This is a genomic window from Xanthomonas sp. WHRI 8393, from assembly GCF_040203315.1.
Classification (GTDB): domain Bacteria; phylum Pseudomonadota; class Gammaproteobacteria; order Xanthomonadales; family Xanthomonadaceae; genus Xanthomonas; species Xanthomonas arboricola.
Window position 1 is genome coordinate 53,650 of sequence record NZ_JBEGGL010000007.1, and the last position, 19,681, is coordinate 73,330.

General features: G+C 66.7%; 23 protein-coding genes. 17 read left to right on the forward strand and 6 right to left on the reverse strand.

Features of this window, described 5'->3' with window-relative positions:
• The first annotated feature begins 153 nt into the window (after positions 1–153).
• From ABQ137_RS18580 to ABQ137_RS18615, 8 genes are all read left to right on the forward strand, one after another.
• Complete coding sequence (locus ABQ137_RS18580) at positions 154–435, forward strand: hypothetical protein (protein WP_003486531.1); 282 nt, start codon at positions 154–156, stop codon at positions 433–435.
• Between the two features lie 42 nt (positions 436–477).
• Positions 478–744, forward strand: coding sequence for a hypothetical protein (locus ABQ137_RS18585; protein ID WP_184551812.1), 267 nt, complete (start codon positions 478–480; stop codon positions 742–744).
• 94 nt (positions 745–838) lie between these two features.
• Positions 839–1,432 (forward strand): DUF4142 domain-containing protein, encoded by a 594-nt coding sequence (locus ABQ137_RS18590; RefSeq protein WP_349783346.1) that lies wholly within the window; start codon positions 839–841, stop codon positions 1,430–1,432.
• 211 nt (positions 1,433–1,643) lie between these two features.
• Positions 1,644–2,531 (forward strand): TIGR01777 family oxidoreductase, encoded by an 888-nt coding sequence (locus ABQ137_RS18595; protein WP_054591253.1) that lies wholly within the window; start codon positions 1,644–1,646, stop codon positions 2,529–2,531.
• A 146-nt stretch (positions 2,532–2,677) separates the two neighbouring features.
• A complete protein-coding gene (locus tag ABQ137_RS18600; protein ID WP_016902656.1) occupies positions 2,678–3,343 on the forward strand; it encodes a response regulator transcription factor in 666 nt (221 codons plus the stop codon).
• A complete protein-coding gene (locus ABQ137_RS18605) occupies positions 3,340–4,524 on the forward strand; it encodes a sensor histidine kinase (protein ID WP_054591252.1) in 1,185 nt (394 codons plus the stop codon). Before ABQ137_RS18600 ends, ABQ137_RS18605 begins: the two co-directional genes overlap by 4 nt.
• Positions 4,525–4,623: 99 nt before the next feature.
• Complete coding sequence (locus ABQ137_RS18610; protein WP_047130141.1) at positions 4,624–4,914, forward strand: hypothetical protein; 291 nt, start codon at positions 4,624–4,626, stop codon at positions 4,912–4,914.
• A gap of 59 nt (positions 4,915–4,973) precedes the next feature.
• On the forward strand, positions 4,974–5,636 hold the full coding sequence (locus tag ABQ137_RS18615; protein WP_184520073.1) for a DUF3313 domain-containing protein: 663 nt from the start codon (positions 4,974–4,976) through the stop codon (positions 5,634–5,636).
• A 504-nt stretch (positions 5,637–6,140) separates the two neighbouring features.
• On the opposite strand, the gene ABQ137_RS18620 is transcribed toward ABQ137_RS18615, so the two are convergent.
• On the reverse strand, positions 6,141–6,959 hold the full coding sequence (locus ABQ137_RS18620; protein WP_184520070.1) for a histidine biosynthesis protein HisIE: 819 nt from the start codon (positions 6,957–6,959) through the stop codon (positions 6,141–6,143).
• 242 nt (positions 6,960–7,201) lie between these two features.
• Between ABQ137_RS18620 and ABQ137_RS18625 the strand changes: the two genes are divergently transcribed.
• From ABQ137_RS18625 to ABQ137_RS18655, 7 genes are all read left to right on the forward strand, one after another.
• Positions 7,202–8,641, forward strand: coding sequence for a Do family serine endopeptidase (locus ABQ137_RS18625; protein ID WP_046344874.1), 1,440 nt, complete (start codon positions 7,202–7,204; stop codon positions 8,639–8,641).
• 115 nt (positions 8,642–8,756) lie between these two features.
• Positions 8,757–9,119 (forward strand): hypothetical protein, encoded by a 363-nt coding sequence (locus tag ABQ137_RS18630; protein ID WP_102251076.1) that lies wholly within the window; start codon positions 8,757–8,759, stop codon positions 9,117–9,119.
• 3 nt (positions 9,120–9,122) lie between these two features.
• Complete coding sequence (locus tag ABQ137_RS18635) at positions 9,123–9,611, forward strand: hypothetical protein (protein WP_016902650.1); 489 nt, start codon at positions 9,123–9,125, stop codon at positions 9,609–9,611.
• Positions 9,608–9,991: a hypothetical protein gene (locus ABQ137_RS18640; protein WP_054591247.1), complete on the forward strand. Its 384-nt coding sequence runs from the start codon at positions 9,608–9,610 to the stop codon at positions 9,989–9,991. Before ABQ137_RS18635 ends, ABQ137_RS18640 begins: the two co-directional genes overlap by 4 nt.
• A 184-nt stretch (positions 9,992–10,175) precedes the next feature.
• Positions 10,176–11,282 (forward strand): AI-2E family transporter, encoded by a 1,107-nt coding sequence (locus ABQ137_RS18645; protein ID WP_184520065.1) that lies wholly within the window; start codon positions 10,176–10,178, stop codon positions 11,280–11,282.
• A 110-nt stretch (positions 11,283–11,392) separates the two neighbouring features.
• Positions 11,393–12,130: an HAD family hydrolase gene (locus ABQ137_RS18650; protein ID WP_349783347.1), complete on the forward strand. Its 738-nt coding sequence runs from the start codon at positions 11,393–11,395 to the stop codon at positions 12,128–12,130.
• Positions 12,131–12,173: 43 nt separating this feature from the next.
• Positions 12,174–13,544 (forward strand): leucyl aminopeptidase family protein, encoded by a 1,371-nt coding sequence (locus ABQ137_RS18655; RefSeq protein WP_349783348.1) that lies wholly within the window; start codon positions 12,174–12,176, stop codon positions 13,542–13,544.
• Positions 13,545–13,609: 65 nt separating this feature from the next.
• Here the strand turns inward: ABQ137_RS18655 and ABQ137_RS18660 are convergent, their stop codons facing one another.
• Positions 13,610–14,365, reverse strand: a complete 756-nt coding sequence (locus ABQ137_RS18660; protein ID WP_184520057.1) for an anti-sigma factor family protein — start codon at positions 14,363–14,365, stop codon at positions 13,610–13,612.
• Positions 14,362–14,877, reverse strand: coding sequence for an RNA polymerase sigma factor (locus tag ABQ137_RS18665; RefSeq protein WP_016902644.1), 516 nt, complete (start codon positions 14,875–14,877; stop codon positions 14,362–14,364). Before ABQ137_RS18665 ends, ABQ137_RS18660 begins: the two co-directional genes overlap by 4 nt.
• Positions 14,878–15,039: 162 nt before the next feature.
• Between ABQ137_RS18665 and ABQ137_RS18670 the strand changes: the two genes are divergently transcribed.
• Positions 15,040–16,137 (forward strand): catalase family peroxidase, encoded by a 1,098-nt coding sequence (locus ABQ137_RS18670; protein WP_184520054.1) that lies wholly within the window; start codon positions 15,040–15,042, stop codon positions 16,135–16,137.
• Entirely contained in the window at positions 16,134–16,676 is a 543-nt protein-coding gene (locus ABQ137_RS18675; protein WP_016902642.1) for a cytochrome b, read from the forward strand. Before ABQ137_RS18670 ends, ABQ137_RS18675 begins: the two co-directional genes overlap by 4 nt.
• 154 nt (positions 16,677–16,830) lie before the next feature.
• Here ABQ137_RS18675 and ABQ137_RS18680 read toward each other — a convergent pair whose 3' ends face one another.
• The 3 genes from ABQ137_RS18680 to ABQ137_RS18690 form a co-directional block, all read right to left on the reverse strand.
• Positions 16,831–17,619: a ThuA domain-containing protein gene (locus ABQ137_RS18680; protein ID WP_349783349.1), complete on the reverse strand. Its 789-nt coding sequence runs from the start codon at positions 17,617–17,619 to the stop codon at positions 16,831–16,833.
• A gap of 169 nt (positions 17,620–17,788) precedes the next feature.
• Positions 17,789–18,391, reverse strand: coding sequence for a response regulator transcription factor (locus ABQ137_RS18685; RefSeq protein WP_039524779.1), 603 nt, complete (start codon positions 18,389–18,391; stop codon positions 17,789–17,791).
• 91 nt (positions 18,392–18,482) lie between these two features.
• Complete coding sequence (locus ABQ137_RS18690; RefSeq protein ID WP_349783350.1) at positions 18,483–19,670, reverse strand: sensor histidine kinase; 1,188 nt, start codon at positions 19,668–19,670, stop codon at positions 18,483–18,485.
• Positions 19,671–19,681 lie beyond the last annotated feature (11 nt).

Genomic DNA, 19,681 nt, shown 5'->3' on the forward strand with positions numbered 1-19,681 from the left:
CTGCATACGTAGCGTGTAGAGGCGCAACTGCAAGCTGACCAGTTAAGCACGCACCACTGCAGTGCGTTGAATAGTCGGGTTCGATGATCATTCGTTGACACAGCCGCAGTTACCCTGCATGTCAAGTTTGTTTAACCCGGACCACGCGAAGTCATGAGCAGAGACCCATCCGTCATCGATGTACAAGCCGAAATCGCGCATTGGCAGGCGCGGCACGCGCAGGGCAACCTGGGTGCAGGCAAGTTCAGCGAATTGTCCCCGGTGGTGAAAATGGCCTGCGATATCTACCTGCAGGCACCGCGTTCGAGCGATCAGGAACGTCTGCGCCTGTTTCGCGACCGCCTGGAACATCACTTCATTTCATCCAGCACCCAGTCCAATTACGAGCAATTGGCCACCGACTGCTGGCAGCGGCTGGGTGCACGCAATAGTTGAGCAGTATGTATTGAGCAAGACCGTTACTCATTGGAGAGCATCATGAAAACCCCGTATCAAGTGCAGCAGGAGCTGGAACGATTGGAGCGGTTGGTTCCGCACATCGTCAGCGACCAGGGCGACCGCGCGGAGGACATCCTAGGCTTCCATGTCGCCAGCTTGCTGGGCAGTGCCCCGGCCAGCGAACACGCGCTGATTCGTGAGCGCACCGCACGCATGGCGCGCGTGTGCCGCACCGCACAGGACAGCGTGCGTCCGCCAGCCAGATCGTTGGGCCTTGGCACAACCGCCCAGGCGCAGCTGGCCTGACCGACAGGCGCCGATCCACGCATCACCGGAGCCGCGTAGCGGCTCCTTTGCATTTCACCGTCGGCAGTATTGGCCGCATTCTTTTAGGACCTCCATGAAATCCCTTCTTGTCGCGACATCGCTCCTTGCCGTGCTCTTCCTGACCGCTTGCGATCGCCCCGGCGGCGATGCCTCGCGGACTGCGCCGGCAGTATCGCCCGAACCGATTGCCGCACCGGTCAGCGGCACCGGCGCTGCCGAACTGGCCAAGGGCGATCCCGCCGTGCTCGGCGTGCTGGCGGCGCTGGATGAAAACGAGATCGCGCTGGCCAAGCAGGCCATCTCCCAGGATCTGGGCGGTGCGACCGACACCTTCGCCAAGCAGTTGCTGCACGACCACGAAGCCAACCTGGAAAAGAGCAAGGCACTGGGTGCCACCGACAGCCCGCGCGCCGATGCAATGCGCGCCAAGGGCAAGGCAGCGGTGGACGCACTGGCAAAGACAGCGACCCTGCCCGATGGCAAGGACGCCTACCGCAATGCCTTCCTGCGCACGATGGTCAGCGACCACGGCGACACCATCAAGATCATCGACGCCGAACTGCTGCCCGCCGCCGAAAGCGCGCCGGTCAAGCAGCATCTGGAAGAAAGCCGGCGCGTGGTGTCGGCGCACTTCGAGCGTGCCCACGCGGTGTCCTCCTCGCGCTGAGCCCGTTGCAGCGTCTGCAAGCACCCAACGCGCCGGCCTGTCCGGCGCGTTGGCGTTTGGGCCTTGCCGGTCTTTATTGGTGGACGCGCGCTGAGCCCGGCCGCCGTCCTGGTGCCGCACGCGGCCATCGCAGCGGGTGCAGCAGCGACTTCACTTTGCAGCAGGCAGCGCTGGCCTATCGTGCCGCATCGATTCGGCGCAGGAATGTCCCATGCAGTTGCTCATCACCGGCGGCACCGGGTTCATCGGCCAAGCCTTGTGTCCAGCACTGGTGCAGGCCGGGCACCAGGTCAGCGTGCTGACCCGCGACCTGCGGCGCGCAGCGCGTCGCCTGCCCGGCATGACCGTGGTGGACACGCTGGACGGGGTGCAGGCCGATGCGGTCATCAATCTGGCGGGCGAGCCGCTGGCGGCCGGCCGCTGGACCGATGCGCGCAAGCAGCGCTTCCGCGCGTCGCGCCTGGGCATCACCGGCCAGCTGCATGCCTGGATCGCGCAGCAGCCGGCCGAACGGCGCCCGGCGGTGCTGATTTCCGGCTCGGCGGTGGGCTATTACGGCGAGCGGGGCGACAGCGTCCTGACCGAGGCGGACCACGCCGGCAACGATTTCTCTGCGCAGCTGTGCCGCGACTGGGAAGCCGAAGCGGCAAAGATCGGCGCACTCGGCCCGCGCGTGAGCTGGGTCCGCACCGGCATCGTGCTCGACCGCGACGGCGGCGCCCTGGCCCGCATGCTGCCGGCGTTCCGCTTCGGCGGCGGCGGCCCGTTCGGCGATGGCCGCCACTGGATGAGCTGGATCCATCGCGCCGACATGGTGGCTTTGCTGCTGTGGTTGCTGGAACACGGCCAGCCCGGCGCCTACAACGCCACCGCACCGACCCCGGTCACCAATGCCGAGTTCGCGCGCACCCTGGCCCACGTGCTGCATCGTCCGACACTGCTGGCGCTGCCAGCCGGCCTGCTGCGGCTGGGCTTCGGCGAGATGGCCGAGCTGCTGCTGATCAGCCAGCGCGTGCTGCCGCAACGCGCGCTGGATGCCGGCTTCCGCTTCCAGTATGTCCATCTGGAAGCGGCGTTGCGCGCCATCCTGCAGCGCTAGCGCCTGCGTGGCCCTGGGGCCCTGCGCAATGGCAGGGCTGCCGGCCGCCTGTAACGGCTCGGAGGGCCATGCACTAATATTTGCCTAACGACCATCTCCGACAGTGCTGCCGATCTCGGACTGGCCCTGGGCCCGGCGGAATACCTATGCACCTGCTGCTTGTCGAAGACGACACCATGCTGGCCAACGCGATCTGCGATGGCGTGCGCCAGCAGTCCTGGACCATCGACCACGTCGGCAGCGCCAATGCCGCCAAGACCGTGCTGGTGGACCACCGCTACACCGCGGTGCTGCTGGATATCGGCCTGCCGGGCGAGTCCGGGCTGACGGTGATCCGCTTCATGCGCGGCCATTACGACGCCACGCCGGTGATCGCACTGACCGCGCGCGGCCAGCTCACCGACCGCATCCGCGGCCTGGATGCCGGTGCCGACGACTATCTGGTCAAACCGTTCCAGTTCGACGAGCTGATGGCGCGGCTGCGTGCGATCACCCGACGCAGCCAGGGACGCGTGGTGCCGCTGCTCACGCAGGGCGATGTCTGCGTGGACCCGAGCAGCCGCAAGGTCACCCGCGACGGCAAGTGGGTGGCGCTGAGCGCGCACGAATACCGCCTGCTGCTGGCGCTGATGGAACGCGCCGGGCGCGTGGTCACCAAGGATCAACTGGAAGAAGGCGTCTACGGCGGTCCGTCCGAAGGCGGCAGCAACATGATTGCGGTGTACGTGCACCAGCTGCGCCGCAAGCTGGGCGACGAGCTGATCTCCACGGTGTATGGCCAGGGCTACATGGTCGGCAAGGCACCGGAATGAAATCGCTGCAGGCACGCATGCTGGCGGCGCTGGCCGCAATCGTGTTGTTGAGCTGGTCCACCTCGTTGTGGATCCTGGTCGCCCTGGTCACCCAGGGCCATCACAGCGTGTTCGAGCAGGAGCTCAACATGTTCGGCGACCAGTTGATCAGCGCCCTGCCCGATGCGCTGGAGCACCGCTTCGATACGCAACCGGAGCCGCCGGCCGCGGTCGATACGCACACCCCGATCGGCAATGTGTCCTCGCGCATGAGCTTCAAGCAGACCTTGATTGCGATGGTGCTCAACACCTTGCAACTGGGGGTATTGGGCGTGCTGGTGTGGTGGGCGGTCCGCACCTCGCTCGCACCGCTGCGCGCCATCTCCGGCGCCATCGCGCAACGCACCGGGCTGGAGACCGAGCCGGTGCCGCTGGCGCAGGTGCCGGACGAGATTCGCCCGCTGATCGGCTCCTTCAATTCGCTGCTGGCCCGCGTGGAAAAGACCGTGCAGGCCGAGCGCGATTTCGTGGCAGACGCCGCGCACGAACTGCGCACCCCGCTGTCTGCGCTGCATGCCTACGCCGAGGTCGCGCTGCGCGCACCCACGCTGGAGGCCAAGGACGCGGCGCTGCAGCAGCTGCTGGAAACCGCGCGCCGCAGCAATCGGCTGGCCGAGCAATTGCTGGATCTGGCACGACTGGATGCAGGCATCAGTTCGGCGGCGTACCAGCAGGTGGACATGGGCGAGCTGATCTCGCATGTGCTGGACGAATTCAGCGTGCAGGCCGAGGCCCGCCACGTCAATCTGCAGGTGGAAGCATCGCCGTGCCTGCTGCGTTGCGACGTGGATGCGGTGGGTATCCTGATCCGCAATCTGGTCGACAACGCCATCCGCTATGGCCGGCCTCATGGCATGGTGGAAGTGAGTTGCGGCTACTGCCTGCGCGCCGATGCGCTGCATCCGTTCGTGCAGGTCAGCGATGACGGCCCGGGCGTGCCGGAGAGTGCCCACGCGTCCATCTTCGAACGCTTCTACCGGGTTGCCGGCAGCCAGGTGCAGGGCAGCGGGATCGGGCTGTCGCTGGTGGCCGGCATCGCGCGCCTGCACGAAGCCAGCATCGAAACCTGCGAAGGCCACGAGGGCCGCGGCCTGTGCGTGCGCGTGGTGTTCGCCAGCGAGGGCGTGCGCCGCACCGGCTGAACGCAGGCGGCGCGCGGCGATCGTCCAGCGTCCAACCAATAAGTTTCCAACACCCGCTGCCTACAGTGCACTCACCGCACGCATCCAGGATGCATGGTGATGTTTCACTCGATCCGTTCCACCCCGCTTTCCCCCGCCGCCATCGCGCTGCTGGCGCCGCATACGGCTGCCAACGACAGCGTTGCCCCTGCCCCTGTCGCCGATGTCCTCCTGCTGGACTTTCGCTGTGGCCGCACCGGCACGCGCAATCGCGACATCTGGAGCGAACTGCCGGATATCCGCAGCGCACGTCAGGCGCGCCGGCTGCAGCACTGGGCCAAGAGCGGGGTGTTGTTCACTGCCGCCGCCGTGGTGTTTGCGCTGGCGGTGGCCAGCTATCTGATGCATTGAGCGCGCGGCCCCGCTCGCGCGTGCTTGTCCCTATCTGCTTCCTCTCCAGGTATCTGCCCATGTCGTCGCATTCCCTTGTCCGCTGCTGCGCGCTGTTGGTTGTCGGCGTGACGCTGGTCGGTTGTGCCAGTACGCGCCCGATGCCGTACAGCCAGCTGCCGTCTTCAAGCTATCTGCGCCCGCACGATGGCAGCCGTGGCGACCGCATGCCATACGCCTATCAGGGCGAGGTGGATTGGACGCGCTACCGCGCCGCACTGGTCGAGCCGGTCAGCATCTATCGCGGTCCGGACGCGCAATTCGAAGACGTGCCCGAGCAGGACAAACGCATGCTCGCCGATTACATGCAACAGGAGTTCGGCAATGCGATCGGGCAGCGTTGGCAGCGCACGACGGTGGCCGATCGCGACACCTTGCGCGTGCGCATCAGCCTGACCGGTGCCAAGCCCAGCAAGCGGGTGCTGGGCACCTTCATGAAGGTGGATCTGGGCGGCGGTTCCTATAACGCGGTGCAGGCCGCACGCGGCAAGGAAGGCGCGTTTTCCGGCTCGGTCAGCTACGCGGTGGAAATCTTCGACGCGCAGAGCAACCGCCTGCTCGCCGCCTATGTCGAAAAACAGTATCCGAGCGCAATGAACATCAAGGCCAGCCTGGGCGCCTACGACGCCGCCAAGGCCGGTATTCGCAAGGGCGCCGAGCAGTTGGTCAAGGGAATGGAGTAGCTGGGATTCGGGATTCGGGATTCGGGATTCGGGATTCGGGATTCGGGAATCGGGAATCGGGAATCGGATTAGCGGAAGCGATGGCTTCCAGTTTCCTTCTCCCATCGGGAGGAGGTGCTCCGCAGGGGCGGATGAGGGTACGGGCGAAGCCTCGCGACGACATGCGGCTTCGTCGGTTTCACGCTACCGCCGCTGCACACCCAACCCATTCTTGCAGCGCAGGCGCTCAAGGACGCGCGCCCATGGCGTGCAAGCCGTACCTTCTCGCTCCGTGAGGAGCGTGGCTTGATGTCCCGCATCTGGCGAGCGGTGCGGACAGATGCCCATCCGGTTCAAATGTCAGATCCAGTCACTTGCCCGATCACATGAGCGCAGCAAGCAAGGGACCGCCTCGTTAACGATCACACCACAAAAAAGGCCGGCGCTGTACAGACAGCGCCGGCCTTTGTCGGTCTGCACGGCCAACGCATCGTCAGCGTGCAATGCCATCTTGGTGCTGCAGCATCAACGCGTCACGCGCTTGGCCACCTTCTTGCCCACCGCCTTGCGGGCGGCGGTGGTCTTGGCCACGGCACGCGTGGCCGGGGTCTTGGTGACCTTGGCGGCCTTCTTCAGGGTGGTCTTGGTCACCGCCTTCTTGAGCGGGGCCTTTTTCACTGCGGCCTGTTTGGTGGCGGTCTGCTTGGCCACCGGTGCCTTCTTGGCGGCGGGCTTGACGATGGTCTTGGCGACCGGCTTCTTGACCGGCGCCGCCTTGGCCGCAGCCTTCTTCGCTGCCGCACGCGCGCCTACCGTGGCCACCGCGCTCTTGCGCGCTGCGCTCTTGGCAGCGGTCTTGGCACTCAGTGCTGCCGCTTCGGCCTTGGCATTGGCCTTGGCGGCTTCCAGCTTCTGCTTGGCGCTGGCCTTGGTGTTGGCCAGTTTCTTCTTGGCAGCATCGGTGGTGCTGCTCAGCTTCTGCTTGGCGGCATCCTTCGTAGATGCAAGCTTCTGCTTGGCAGCGTCCTTGGTGGCGGTCAACTTGTCCTTGGCGGCCTCCTTGCCCGACACCAGCGAGCGCTTGGTCTTGGCCACGCTGCGCTTGACCGCGGTGGCTGCATCGCCGGCCTTTTCGACAACGCGCTGTTCGACCTTGACCACCGCCTTGCGGGCCTTGGCGACGCGGATCTTGGCCTCTGCCGCCGCCGTGCCGGCCGCGTCCTGCACGCTGGCCACCGCGTCGCTGGTGGTGCTGGCGATGGTCTCGCCCAGTTCGGTGGCAGTGCTCTTGACGCTATCGACAGCCTCGGACAGGGTTGCCGTCACACCATTGCCGTTGCTCATAGGACCCTCCTTAAGGGCATCAGTGCTGAAAACGCGGGCGATGCGCAGCGGCATGCGTATGCTGAACAGGCATCGGATCAAGCGGACGCTACGCCGGGCTCAAGCGACTGTCAACGCAGCGCCGGCAAGGGCTCGGCGGCGCTTTCACCAGGCGTTAAATTGCCCGCTGGCACTCTCGTTCAGCTTGATTTACGCAGTCAGACGCCCTATTCCTCTTCCACCGCGTAACCCGGACTCGTTGCATGCGCCCGCTGCCCACCTTGCTGACCCTTTCCCTGGCCGCTGCCTTCGGCGGATTTGCCGCCACCGGCATCAACGCCTGGATGGACAACCGCGCCGAGGCCGCACCGGCCGGTGCCTCCACTACCTTTAGCTTGCCCGCGGCCGCCGCGTTGCCGGCCGCCGTCGCCGGGCAACCGGTGCCGTCGCTGGCGCCGATGCTGCAACAAGCGATGCCGGCGGTGGTGAGCGTCAATACCAAGCAAGTGGTGCGCGTGCGCAACCCGTTCTTCAACGACCCGATCCTGCGCCGGCTGTTTCCGCAGGTGCCGCAGGACCGCATCAACGAGTCGCTGGGTTCTGGCGTGATCATCGATGCGCAAAAAGGCTATGTGCTGACCAATCACCACGTCATCGAAAATGCCGACGATGTGCAGGTGACGCTTGGCGACGGGCGCACGGTCAAGGCCGATTTCATCGGCTCCGATGCCGATACCGATATCGCGCTGATCCGCATCAAGGCCGACAACCTTACCGACATCAAGCTGGCCGACAGCAATGCGCTGCGCGTGGGTGACTTCGTGGTGGCGATCGGCAACCCGTTCGGCTTCACCCAGACGGTGACCTCCGGCATCGTCTCGGCAGTGGGCCGCAGCGGTATTCGCGGGCTGGGCTACCAGAATTTCATCCAGACAGATGCCTCGATCAATCCGGGTAACTCCGGCGGTGCGCTGGTCAACCTGCAGGGCCAGTTGGTGGGCATCAATACCGCCAGCTTCAATCCCCAGGGCAGCATGGCCGGCAATATCGGCCTGGGTCTGGCGATCCCCTCCAACCTGGCGCGCAATGTGGTGGAGCAATTGGTGACCAAGGGCGTGGTGGTGCGTGGCACGCTCGGGCTGGAAACCCAGAATCTCACCCAGCAGATGCTGCAGGGCCTGGGTGTGGATTCGTTGCGGGGTGCGCTGGTGACGCGTGTGTTGCCAGGGTCCGCTGCGGCCGCCGCAGGTGTGCAGCCAGGCGATGTGGTGGTGGCGGCAAACGACCAGCGCGTGGACAGTGCAGAAGCGCTGCACAACTATGAAGGCCTGCAGGCGGTTGGTAGCCCGGTCAGGCTGGAGATTCGCCGCGATGGCAAACCGCTCACCCTCACCGCCAAACTGAAAGAGCAGGACCGGGCAGTCACCGGCGACATGCTCGACCCACGCCTGGGCGGCGCCACCTTCGTGGACCTGCCCGAATCGCTGCGCCAGTCCGGCATTACCGGCGTCATGGTCAGCGAGGTCAAACGCGGCGGTCGTGCCGCAGCCAATGGTCTGGTCAGCGGCGATGTGATCGTGGCCAGCAGCGTGGGCGAGTTTGCCGATCTGGCCAGCTGGCGTGCCAACTTCCAGCGCAAACCGCAGCAACTGGTCGTGCGCATCCTGCGTGGCAACGCGCAGTACGACGCGTTGATGCGTTGACGTGGCGTGCACTGCCATCGGCGCGCACTAACACCTCCTACACCGTAGCGATGCTATTGCTGCACCACGCCCGCATGCTGTCGCGGCTGCCATCAATGACCGAAGGAGATATCGCATGAGCCCCACCAATACCGACCAGCTGAAAGAAAATCTGAGCGAAGCCGGCACCCACCTGAAGTCTGCCGCCAGCGCCGCAGGCGAGGCCGTCAAGGGCGCCACCAGCGCCGCAGGAGATGAGCTCAAGCTCGGTCGCGCCAACGTCAAGGCGGAGCTCTCCGATACCGCACTGGCCGGCATGGCTGCTGCCGAGTTCGGCGGCGCCGCTGCCAAGGAACAGCTCGACGTGCTGGTCAGCAAGGGCAACGACCTGCTGGAAAGCGCCACCGATCTGATTCGTGAGCGCCCGCTGGCTGCGTTCGGCGTTGCGTTTGCGACCGGCTGGATCATTGCCAAGCTGGCACGCAGCAACGACAACTAAGTCGTGAGCGACCAGGCCTCTACAGCTGCCGCCTCCGACGCGCCCAACGCGCGGCCGGAGACGCCAGGACTGGACGAAAGCGTACGTGCGGTCGGCGCAGCCGGCCGCGCCACGCTGGGCTCGGCCAAGGACACCAGCCGCGCACTGCGCCGGCTGGTGTCGGCCGACTTGCAACTAGCACGCAGTGCCTTCGGGCGCGGACTGGCCTGGGCATGCGTTGCCGTGGTCTTCGGCGCGTCGTCGTGGTTGTTGCTGGCAGGTGCAATCATCGCGCTGCTGCAACGCGCCGGCCTTTCGTGGTTCCAGGCGATGTTTTTCACCGCGTTGGCCAGCTTGTTGGTCACCGGCATTGCGGCGTGGCGGGTGTTCTTCTACTTCGATCACACCGGCTTGAATGCAACACGTCGTCAGCTGGTCAAGCTGGGCATCTTCGATGACAGCAGCGACGACGACGATGCCCACGCATCGGCTGCCAATGGAGCACGCACATGAAGTTTGGCACCTTGCGTCAGCGCGTGGAACGCGCCGAATTCCTGGTGGAGGGGCGCGCTCAGGAAACGCGCCTGCATTGGGGACAATTGCGTGACACCTGGCGTGCCGGGTGGTCTCCGCTGCGAATCATGGTGGTTGGTTTCGGCCTGGGGTTTGTCACTGGCCGCAACGAACCGCAGGCGGCATTGGGCAGCATCGCCAGCAAGCTCGGCGGTATCCCGAAGATTCTGCAGATGATCAGCACGATCTCTGCGCTGTTCACCGCACACCGTGCACAGGAAGCCTCCGAGCAGGCCGAACGTGCCGCAGACAGTGCCGAAGAGGTCGCTGCCGATCCACCGGTGACGGTGGTGCAGGCGCCGATCGATCGCGCTGCGTAATGGCGGGTTCCCGAGCGTCGCTCGGGATCACGCTGCGGATGTCTGCCGCCCGATGCGCGGCAGAGCCCGCTACTGGTGCTGTTAAGGACTGACGTTACGCGCACACCCTCTGTGCGCTGCGTTGACGCGTTCGGCTGATAATGGCCCACCGCTGGCAGCACGCCAGTCTGCTGCCAGGGCGCGCATGACTCTTCCCGTCGATTCTATGGATGCTACCGCTGCGGCAGATTCACTCCCGCCGCCACCGGCACCACGCCCACGCGCACCGGTCTCGTTGGTGGTGCTGGCCACGCTTGCGGTGGGTTATACGCTGTGGGCTGCACAGACGATCATCCTGCCGGTGATGCTGGCCGCCTTCTTTGCCTTGATCGGCAACCCCATCCTGCGCGGTCTGCGCAAGCTGTACATCCCCCGCTTCCTCGGCGCCTTGATGGTGTTGTGCCTGGGCCTGGCCGGTACCGTGACACTGGCCGCGCAGCTGGCCGGGCCGGCCGCCGAATGGGTGCAGCAGGCGCCCCGGCAGATGCGCCAGATCGCGCGCGACGTGCGCGATTTCACCAAGCCGGTGATGCAGGCCAATCAGGCCGCGGAAAACTTTGCACGCGCGGCCGGCGGCGATGGCCAGCGCAGCGTGCAGATCGTGCGAACGCAGATGGACGACCCCTACAAGGCGCTGGTGCGCACGCCGAAGCTGGCCGCCTCGGTGCTTGCGGTGGTGCTGCTGACGTTCTTCTTCATGGTCTACGGCGAAAGCCTGCAACGGCATGCGATCGCCTTGCTGCCCAACCGACAGCAGCAACGCTTCACCACCGAAATCATGCTGGACATCGAGCGCGAGGTCTCGCGCTACGTGCTCACCATCAGCGTGATCAATACGCTGGTCGGGCTGGTCTTCGCCGGCATTCTGTATGTGCTCAAGATTCCGCTGCCCGAAGCACTGCTGTGGGGCACGGTGGTGGCGCTGCTCAACTTCGCGCCGTATGTGGGCCCGTTGATCGGTGTGATGCTGATGCTGCTGATGGGCTTTGTGGAATTCCGCACTACCTTGTCGGCGATGCTGCCGGCGATCCTGTACCTGGCGCTGCACACCATCGAAGGCCAGGTGGTCACACCGATCGTGCTTGGCCGCCGCATGGCGATCTCGCCGCTGATGCTGATCCTGGCGCTGATGCTGTTCGGCTGGCTATGGGGCATGGTCGGCCTGCTGCTGGCGGTACCGCTGCTGGTCTGCATCAAGATGGTGCTGAGCCGGGTGGAGGGAATGCAGCGTTGGGCGCGGTTGTTGGAGTAGCCGGGATTGGGGATTTGGCATTGGGGATTGGTAAACGCAACCGCGCAGTTGCCGTTGCCAATCCCCAATCCCGATTCCCCAATCCCAACGCAAGACCGTAAAATCTGGCGATGAGCTTCCAAATCAGCGCCATCACCCTCGACCTCGACGATACGTTGTGGCCCTTTGCGCCGATCGGGGCGCGGATCGACCAGGTGTTGTACGACTGGATGCGCGAGCACAGCCCGGTCACCGCCGAGCGGTTTCCGGTAGAGGCAATGCGCGAACTGCGCGAGCGCAGCTTTGCCGACAACCCGCACCTGCATCATGACCTCAGCGCGCTGCGGCGGTTGACGCTGGAAATGGCGCTGCGCGAGAGCGGCGGCGATCTGGCCTTGCTGGAGCCTGCGTACGACGTCTTCTACGCCGCGCGCAACCAGGTGGAGTGCTACCCGGATGCACTGGACGCGCTGGCGCGTATCGCCACGCACGTGCCGGTGGCCGCGCTCAGCAATGGCAATGCCGATCTGCAACGCATCGGGCTGATGCATCACTTCGCGTTTCAGCTGGGCTCGCGCGAGCACGGCAGCGCCAAGCCGGATCCGAGCATCTTCCTGGCCGCATGCGCGCGGCTGGAGGTGCCGCCGGCGCAGGTGCTGCATGTGGGCGACCACGTGCGCATGGACGTGCTGGGCGCGCTGGATGCCGGGCTGCGCGCCTGCTGGATCAACCGTGATGGAGCGCAGTGGTCGCACCCGACCCAGCAACCGGATCTGGAGTTCGACTCCATGACCGGGCTGGCCGACTGGCTGGACGCGCAGCAGCCGCACCCCGACCCCGCACACGCCGGCATCCGCCTTCCCGCCTGAGCCACTTTTTGCTCGGCGCATGGCGCCGCCTCCGAGGATTTCCATGTCGCAGCTCACCGGTTTCATCGATCCCAACGCCGCAGCCTTGCCGCTGCATGTGCTCGACCGCGAAGGCTTTGCACGTTGGTGCGCCGAACAGCCCACGCACGTGCTGTCGTGGGCACAGGCGCAACGGTTCGATGCCGCGCCAGGCAGCGTGCTGTTGCTGCCGGGCGAACAGGGGCTGGCCGGCGCGGTGCTGGGCATCGGCGACCGCGCCGATGCCTACGCCTACTCGCATGCACCGATGGCGCTGCCGCCGGCCAGCCGCTGGACCCTGGCCAACCCACTGAGCGAGAGCGAGCAGGCGCTGCTGCACCTGGGCTGGGGCCTGGGTGCGTACCGCTTCTCGCGCTACCGCAAGGTACCGCGCGCACCGGCCGAACTGGCCGCCACGCCGACACCGCAGACGCGCGCCTTGATCGAGGCCTGCATCCGCGTGCGCGACTGGGTCAATACGCCGACCGAGGACATGGGCCCGCAGCATCTGGAAGAGGCCACGCGCGCACTGGCGCAAACGCACGGCGCCCAGGTCGACGCCATCGTTGGCGAGCAATTGCTGGCGCAGAACTTCCCCACCATCCACGCGGTCGGGCGCGCCTCGCACCGGGCGCCGCGGCTGATCCAGCTGCAATGGGGCGATGCGGCGCATCCGCATCTGGTGCTGGTCGGCAAGGGCGTGTGCTTTGACACCGGCGGGCTGGATCTGAAGCCGGCCGATGGCATGCGCAACATGAAGAAGGATATGGGCGGCGCGGCGCATGCCTTGGCGCTGGCCGGCCTGGTGATGGCGCAGCAGCTGCCGGTACGACTGACCCTGTTGATTGCCGCGGTGGAAAACGCCGTCGGCCCGGATGCGTTCCGCCCGGGCGAAGTCATCACCACCCGCGCCGGCGTCACGGTGGAAGTGGACAACACCGATGCCGAAGGCCGCCTGGTGCTGTGCGATGCACTGAGCTACGCCACCGAGCAGCGCCCCGATCTGATCCTGGATTTCGCAACGCTCACCGGTGCCGCACGCATCGCCTTGGGGCCGGACCTGCCCGCGCTGTTCGCCAACGACGATGCGCTGGCGCAGGCCTGGCTGCGTGCCGGCGAGCAGACCCGCGACCCGGTCTGGCGCATGCCGCTGTGGCGCCCGTATCTGCGTTACCTCAACAGCCATGTCGCCGACATGGCCAACGCCGGCTCGCGCATGGCCGGCGCAGTCACCGCCGCGCTGTACCTGGAGCGCTTTGTCGCGCCGGGCCAGCTATGGGCGCATCTGGACGTGTATGCCTGGAACGACAGCGACCGCCCCGGCCGCCCGGCAGGCGGCGAGGCGCTGGCGCTGCGCTCGGCCTTTGCGATGCTCCAGCAACGCTACGGCGGCTGAGCTCGCAGAGCTCGCCGCGCACGTAGCGCGCGCGGGCCATCAGCACGCAGCTTGAGTCGCGCCGGTCATCCCTGGCTGCGCAGCAACGGCGCGATCGTGCGCATGCGTGTCTGCGTCGCCGGGCCGACCAGCGCAAACGCGGTCTCGCCTTCGGCCCAGTACTGCGCCAGTAGACGGCCATCGCGCCGTTCGCCGGTGGGCATCGGCCCGCTGCGTGGACGCAGATACAGGCCGATACGCGCGCCGTCGGCATCGCTGTAGACCAGCATCGCTGCCGCGCCTTCCGGTGTGGAAAGCAACTGCCCGCCGCGCAGCACATAGCCCTGCGCACGCAGATCCGGCACCACACCGGCATTGCCGAAATGCGTGCGCAACCACGGCTCCAATTCCGTACGGCGCTTCACCTCCAACGCAACGCCCGGATGCGCGTCGACATCGGCAAACAGGCGGTAGGCGGCCACTGCATCAGCCATCGGCACGCGCTGAATGGCGAGCCGGCTCTCGCGCAACTGCCAGCCCAGCCCGGTGCCCAGGCCCAGCGCCAGCACGCAACTGGCGGCCATGGCCACCAGGGTCCGGCGGCGTTGCTGCAGGCCACGGCGAATCGCTGCAGGCGTCAGCGCCAGCGTGGCCATCTCCGGCTCCAGGCCGGCGTGCGCGGCGCGCAGCGCTTCGGCATCGCGTTTCCAGCCGGCCACGCGCGCGGCCTGCGCCGGGTGCTCTTGCAACCAGGCGGCCACCGCTGCGCGTTGCGCCGGCTCCAGCCGGCCATCGACATAGGCGTGCAGTGCGTGTTCGTCAGGCGGCGGGGTGCTGGTCATTTCAGGATCCTCAATGCAGGTGCGTGGCGCACGTGGCCTTCGTTCAATGCACGCAGGCGTTCGCGCGCGCGCGACAGCCGCGACATCACCGTGCCGATCGGGATGCCGAGGGTGTCGGCCACCTCGCGGTAACTGAAACCCTCCACGCTGACCAGGAGCAGCAAGGCGCGCTGTTCCGGCGGCAGCAACGCCAGGCTGGCCAGCATGGCGCGGCCGTCGTGCACCTGCTCGGCCGATGCGGACTGGCTGGGCTGCTGCGGTGCGAACAGGCCCACCACGCGCTGCCAGCGCGCGGCGCGGCGCTGCCCGTCCAGAAACTGCCGGTACAGGATGGCGAACAGCCACGGCTGCAGGGCCTCGGCGGTATGGCGGGTGCGCCAACGCCGCAGCGCACGTTCCAGCGTGGCCTGCACCAGGTCGTCGGCGCTGGCGGGCTCGCCGCTCAGCGAGCGCGCGAAGCGACGCAGCGCCGGCAGCACGGCACGCAGTTGGTCATCGTCCAGAGCATCCATCGGCAGGTTTGGTGGTGGCATCACACAGTAGACGCGCTGGAGCGTGGACTATTCCCACGTTCGATGCGCGTGCCACAACGCCTGGGCGATCACGGGAATAAGCCGGCCTGCACGTCGTCTCACTGCATCGACCACTCACCGCACCGACCCCTGGAGCCAGCCATGACCTTGCCACCTCCTTCCCCACCGCCACAGCATGGACGCGTTCGCGTGGCGCCCTTGCTGGGGATCGCCGCGATTGCCGGCGGCCTGGCGGTTGCGTTCGCCTGGACCGCCGGCTGGATCGGTGGCGACCGGCTGACCGCCGCGCGCATGACCGACACCATCGAGGCCAGCGGGCCGCCGCATCCGGGCTTTCGCCGCGCACATACCAAGGGCGTGTGTGTGAGCGGGGAATTCAAGTCCAGCGGCAAGGCCACCTGGCTGTCGTCGGCACGCATCTTCAGCCAGGCCAGTACGCCGGTGCTCGGGCGCCTGTCGATCGGCGGCGGCGACCCGCATGGCGCCGATGGTGCGGCACGCGTACGCAGCATGGCATTGCTGTTGCGCAGCGACGACGGGCAAGAATGGCGCACCGCGATGAACAGTTTCCCGTTCTTCGTGGTGGCCACGCCGGCCGGTTTCCAGGCACTGAATGTGGCATCCCGGCCGGACCCGGCCACCGGCAAGCCCGACCCGGCCAAGCTGGCCGCGTTCGGCAAGCAGTATCCGGAAGCAGCCAAGTTCCAGCAGTGGGCCAAGACCGCACCGTGGTCCAACAGCTGGGCCAACACGCAATACAACGGGGTGAATGCGTTCCGCGCGATTGCCGCCGATGGACGCGAGCGCTACATCCGCTGGTCGATGCGTCCGCATACCCCATTCCAGGAGCTCAGCGCCGAACAGCGCGCGCAGGCCGATGGCGATTTTCTCGCCACCGATCTGGACACGCGCCTGGCGCAGGGGCCGCTGCGTTGGGACCTGGTGCTGACCGTGGCCGAGCCGGGCGATGCGGTGGACGACCCCTCGCAGCCATGGCCGGAAAGCCGCAAGCAGATCGTCGCCGGCACGGTATCGATCGACCATGCCGAGCCGCAGGCCACCGGCCCGTGCCGCGACCTGAATTACGACCCGCTGATCCTGCCCAAGGGCATTGCCGGATCCAACGACCCGATCCTGGCGGCGCGCTCGTCGGTGTATTCGCAATCGTTCAACCGGCGCGAGCATGAGATCGCCAATGGCACAGGCAGCGCCGCCACCGGCCAGGGAGCACGCCAATGAGCAGCCATACCCACTTCAATCTGCCCGCACGCGTGCTGCACTGGTTGATGGCCGCGATGATCCTGACCATGCTGTTCGTCGGTGTGGGCATGGTGGCTTCGGTGACGCAGCGGCCGTGGTTGATCGATCTGCATCGCCCCTTGGGCATTGCGATCCTGATCCTTGCGGTGCTGCGGCTGATCAATCGCCTGCGCAACCGCCCGCCGCCGCTGCCGGCCGACCTGCCGGCCTGGCAGAAGGCCGCGGCGACCGCTTCGCACTGGTTGTTGTATGCGCTGATGCTGGGCATGCCGTTGATCGGCTGGGCGATGCTGTCGGCCGGCGCTTATCCGATCGTGCTGTGGCCGGGCGCGAACCTGCCGGCGATCGCGCCGCACGATCCTGCGCTGTACGCCTGGTTGCGGAGCGCGCATGGCTGGTTGGCGTACCTGTTGTTCGCCACCGTATTGGGGCATCTGAGCGCGGCGCTGTTCCATGCCTGGGTGCGCCGCGATGGCGTGTTTTCCAGCATGGCGCGTGGCGAGCGGTCTGCGCGTTGATGGACGGGCGTCGGCTCCCTTCTCCCGCCGGGAGAAGGTGCCCCCGCAGGGGCGGATGCGGGTACGGGCGAAGCATCGGGTTGACCGCCATCTGGAGTGGCGTTGCCGCGCACCCTCACCCTCACCCCTCTCCCGGCGGGAGAGGGGCTAGGATTTAATGCTGGCGTTTTGTCTTGGCCGCTGGCGCGGACGCTTCGATGCCTTTGCCGGTGGCGGCCCAGTAAATCCCGCCGTACAGATGCTCCAGGTAGCGCGGGTCGTTGTAGGCCTCGGCCAGGTGGCCGAGCGCGGTGGCGAACACGCGGCCGCCTTCGAAATGGTGGTACCAGGCCACCGGGTGCTGCTTGCCCATGCCCTTGGCGACCTGGCCCGGCCAGATCAGCGTGGGGTCGTAGCTGGTTTCGTCCACCGTCATCAGCGTGACCAGATCGTCGCTGTACGGCGGATCGTATTCGTACCATTCGTCGGTCCACACCCAGCGCGCGGGCAGGCCGGCAGTGGCCGGGAAGTTGGCGTCCACCACGTCGACCATCGCGGTCTGCATGTACGGATGGGTGCGGAACGAGCGGCCGATCAGGTGGTCGTACCACTCCCACTCGCCGCGCTTGATCGCAAACGCCTTGTGCACCGCCACCACGCCGCCGCCGTTGCGCACGTAGGTCTGAAAGTTCGCACGCTGCGTGGGATCCAGATCGGTGGCCGGCGTATTGAGCAGCACGATCGCCGCGTATTGCGATAGATCGCCATCGAAGGCCTTGGCATTCCACGCCCACACCAACTCGACATAATGCTTGCGCGCCATCGCTTCGAATTGCGGCTTGGCGACCGGGATATAGTCGTGGTGATACTGGTTGGGAATCGCCGCCACCAGGATCTTGAATTGCTCGGCAGACGCGTTGAATGCGCACACCATCAGCAGGCCCAACAGCCACAGGGATTTCATGCCGTTCGCTCGCAGGGATCGTTCTGGCCCGGCAGTGTACCCGCGCCTGCGCGGCATGCTTTTCGCGTTATCTGGAATAGCGGCAGGCAGCAATGCACAACGGATACGCGGCGCAGCATGCCATTCATTGCCGCGCTCGCTGACAGCGCAACGCGCCTGCGTCACTGCGTCACAGCCAGCCTTTCTGCCGCGCCAGCCGATACGCTTCGATGCGATTGGCCACGCCCAGCTTGCCGATGCATTCGGACAGGTAATTGCGCACCGTGCCATGCGACAACTGCAATTGCTGCGCGATCTCGCTGGCCGAGCGGCCTTCGCCGGCCAGCCGCAACACCGTGCGCTCGCGTTCGCTCAAGGGATCGGCTTCGACCCAGGCATCCAGCGCCAGTTGCGGGTCGATCACCCGCCCGCCACGCTGCACCTGACGCAGGGCGCCGACCAGTTGTTCGGCCGGCGCGTCCTTGAGCAGATACGCCGCCACACCGGCATCCAGCGCGCGGCGTAGAAATCCCGGGCGGGCGAAGGTGGTGACGATCATCACCCGTACCGGCAGTGCCTGGCGCTGGATGCGCTGGGCCAGCTCCAGGCCGGTCAGGCCAGGCATTTCGATATCGGTGATCAGCACGTCCGGCTGCAGGCGTTGCAGCTCGCGCCAGGCAGTTTCGCCATCGCCTGCGCTGCCGACCACCTCGATATCGTCTTCCAGCCCAAGCAAGGCGACCAACGCGCCACGCAGCAGCGCCTGGTCTTCGGCCAACAACACCCGGATCATCGCGCGCGCTCATATGCAGACAACGGTGGCGCACGATAGCAGCGCTTGGGCCCGCCGTGCATTGCGTGCAATGCGGTGGACGTGTGCGCGATCAGCGCGACGGTGGCAGCAGCGGCACCGGCAAGGGCGGCTGCGCCGTCGCCAGCGTGGGCTGCGGCAACGGCACGCTGGCGCGCAGGCGCATGCCGCGCGGCAGCGCTTCCACTTCCAGCGCGCCGCCCAGGCCGTGCAGGCGTGTGCGCATGCCGTCCAGGCCATTGCCGGGCACGATCACCCCGCCACGCCCATCGTCGCTGATGTCCAGCACCGCCTGCTCGCCCTGCGCGCGCAGGCTCACGCGCATCCGCCTGGCCTGCGCATGCCGTTGCACATTGGTGGCCGCTTCGCGCACCACCAGTGCCAGTGCGGTTTCGTGTTCGGGCGGCAAGGCCAGCGTTTCCAGTGCGTGTTCCAGCACGATGCCGTCCATCTCCAGCAGTATCCGCGCCGACGCCAGCTCGGCCACCAGCCCGGCGGCGCGAATGCCGGTGACCGCACGCCGCACCTGCGCCAGGGCATCGCGCGAAATCTGCGCCACCGCATCGATCTCGCCGCGCGCGGCCTGCGGATCGCGCGCGATCAGGCGCGCGGCCAGATCGGACTTGAGTGCCACCAGCGACAAGGTGTGGCCGAGCAGATCGTGCAGGTCGCGGCCGATGCGTTCGCGCTCGGCGGTGGCGGCCAGCCGGCGCACTTCGTCCTGCGACAGGCGCAGCAACGCGTCCTTGCGTTCGTTGATGCTGTACACCGCACCGACACCGGCCATGCCCAGCACCGACACCGGCAGCCACACCAGCGATTGCAGGCGCATTCCCAGCCAGTGCGCCCAGCCCAGGTAGAGCACGTTCATCACCACCAGCATCGCGAAGTGCCGCCACAGGGCCTGCCGTGTGGACGGGGGCAGGCTCAGGCAGGCGAAGACGAAATAGCTGATTCCCGAGGGATACACCGGCAGCAACGCGGCACTGAGCACACCCATCGCCCAGGCATAGCGATATAGGGTGCCGCGCGGCGCCAGCAACATGCGCGCATACAGCAGCAGGAAGACCGGATACGACAGCAGGGTGCACAGCAGCCAGGTGCTGTCGTACCCCCGCGAGGAAAACACCGGCACCACGAACACCCAGCTCGACCACAGCAGATGCACACCATCCATCCACGGCGACTGGCCCTGCGCCAGCCGCGCGGCAACCTGCGAATTGGCGGCGGGGCGAAGCCAGGCGGGTAACGACACGCGCATCGGGGTGGGTC

Excerpts from the sequence above, each read along its gene's own strand:
- ABQ137_RS18620 (WP_184520070.1), bottom strand. The coding sequence starts at position 6,959 with ATGAGCAACGGCAATGGTGTGACGGCAACCCTGTCCGAGGCTGTCGAT.
- ABQ137_RS18670 (WP_184520054.1), top strand. The coding sequence starts at position 15,040 with ATGACCTTGCCACCTCCTTCCCCACCGCCACAGCATGGACGCGTTCGC.
- ABQ137_RS18685 (WP_039524779.1), bottom strand. The coding sequence starts at position 18,391 with ATGATCCGGGTGTTGTTGGCCGAAGACCAGGCGCTGCTGCGTGGCGCG.
- ABQ137_RS18595 (WP_054591253.1), top strand. The coding sequence starts at position 1,644 with ATGCAGTTGCTCATCACCGGCGGCACCGGGTTCATCGGCCAAGCCTTG.
- ABQ137_RS18625 (WP_046344874.1), top strand. The coding sequence starts at position 7,202 with ATGCGCCCGCTGCCCACCTTGCTGACCCTTTCCCTGGCCGCTGCCTTC.
- ABQ137_RS18640 (WP_054591247.1), top strand. The coding sequence starts at position 9,608 with ATGAAGTTTGGCACCTTGCGTCAGCGCGTGGAACGCGCCGAATTCCTG.
- ABQ137_RS18660 (WP_184520057.1), bottom strand. The coding sequence starts at position 14,365 with ATGACCAGCACCCCGCCGCCTGACGAACACGCACTGCACGCCTATGTC.
- ABQ137_RS18600 (WP_016902656.1), top strand. The coding sequence starts at position 2,678 with ATGCACCTGCTGCTTGTCGAAGACGACACCATGCTGGCCAACGCGATC.
- ABQ137_RS18675 (WP_016902642.1), top strand. The coding sequence starts at position 16,134 with ATGAGCAGCCATACCCACTTCAATCTGCCCGCACGCGTGCTGCACTGG.
- ABQ137_RS18630 (WP_102251076.1), top strand. The coding sequence starts at position 8,757 with ATGAGCCCCACCAATACCGACCAGCTGAAAGAAAATCTGAGCGAAGCC.
- ABQ137_RS18690 (WP_349783350.1), bottom strand. The coding sequence starts at position 19,670 with ATGCGCGTGTCGTTACCCGCCTGGCTTCGCCCCGCCGCCAATTCGCAG.
- ABQ137_RS18605 (WP_054591252.1), top strand. The coding sequence starts at position 3,340 with ATGAAATCGCTGCAGGCACGCATGCTGGCGGCGCTGGCCGCAATCGTG.
- ABQ137_RS18615 (WP_184520073.1), top strand. The coding sequence starts at position 4,974 with ATGTCGTCGCATTCCCTTGTCCGCTGCTGCGCGCTGTTGGTTGTCGGC.
- ABQ137_RS18680 (WP_349783349.1), bottom strand. The coding sequence starts at position 17,619 with ATGAAATCCCTGTGGCTGTTGGGCCTGCTGATGGTGTGCGCATTCAAC.
- ABQ137_RS18590 (WP_349783346.1), top strand. The coding sequence starts at position 839 with ATGAAATCCCTTCTTGTCGCGACATCGCTCCTTGCCGTGCTCTTCCTG.
- ABQ137_RS18610 (WP_047130141.1), top strand. The coding sequence starts at position 4,624 with ATGTTTCACTCGATCCGTTCCACCCCGCTTTCCCCCGCCGCCATCGCG.
- ABQ137_RS18650 (WP_349783347.1), top strand. The coding sequence starts at position 11,393 with ATGAGCTTCCAAATCAGCGCCATCACCCTCGACCTCGACGATACGTTG.
- ABQ137_RS18585 (WP_184551812.1), top strand. The coding sequence starts at position 478 with ATGAAAACCCCGTATCAAGTGCAGCAGGAGCTGGAACGATTGGAGCGG.
- ABQ137_RS18645 (WP_184520065.1), top strand. The coding sequence starts at position 10,176 with ATGACTCTTCCCGTCGATTCTATGGATGCTACCGCTGCGGCAGATTCA.
- ABQ137_RS18655 (WP_349783348.1), top strand. The coding sequence starts at position 12,174 with ATGTCGCAGCTCACCGGTTTCATCGATCCCAACGCCGCAGCCTTGCCG.
- ABQ137_RS18580 (WP_003486531.1), top strand. The coding sequence starts at position 154 with ATGAGCAGAGACCCATCCGTCATCGATGTACAAGCCGAAATCGCGCAT.
- ABQ137_RS18665 (WP_016902644.1), bottom strand. The coding sequence starts at position 14,877 with ATGGATGCTCTGGACGATGACCAACTGCGTGCCGTGCTGCCGGCGCTG.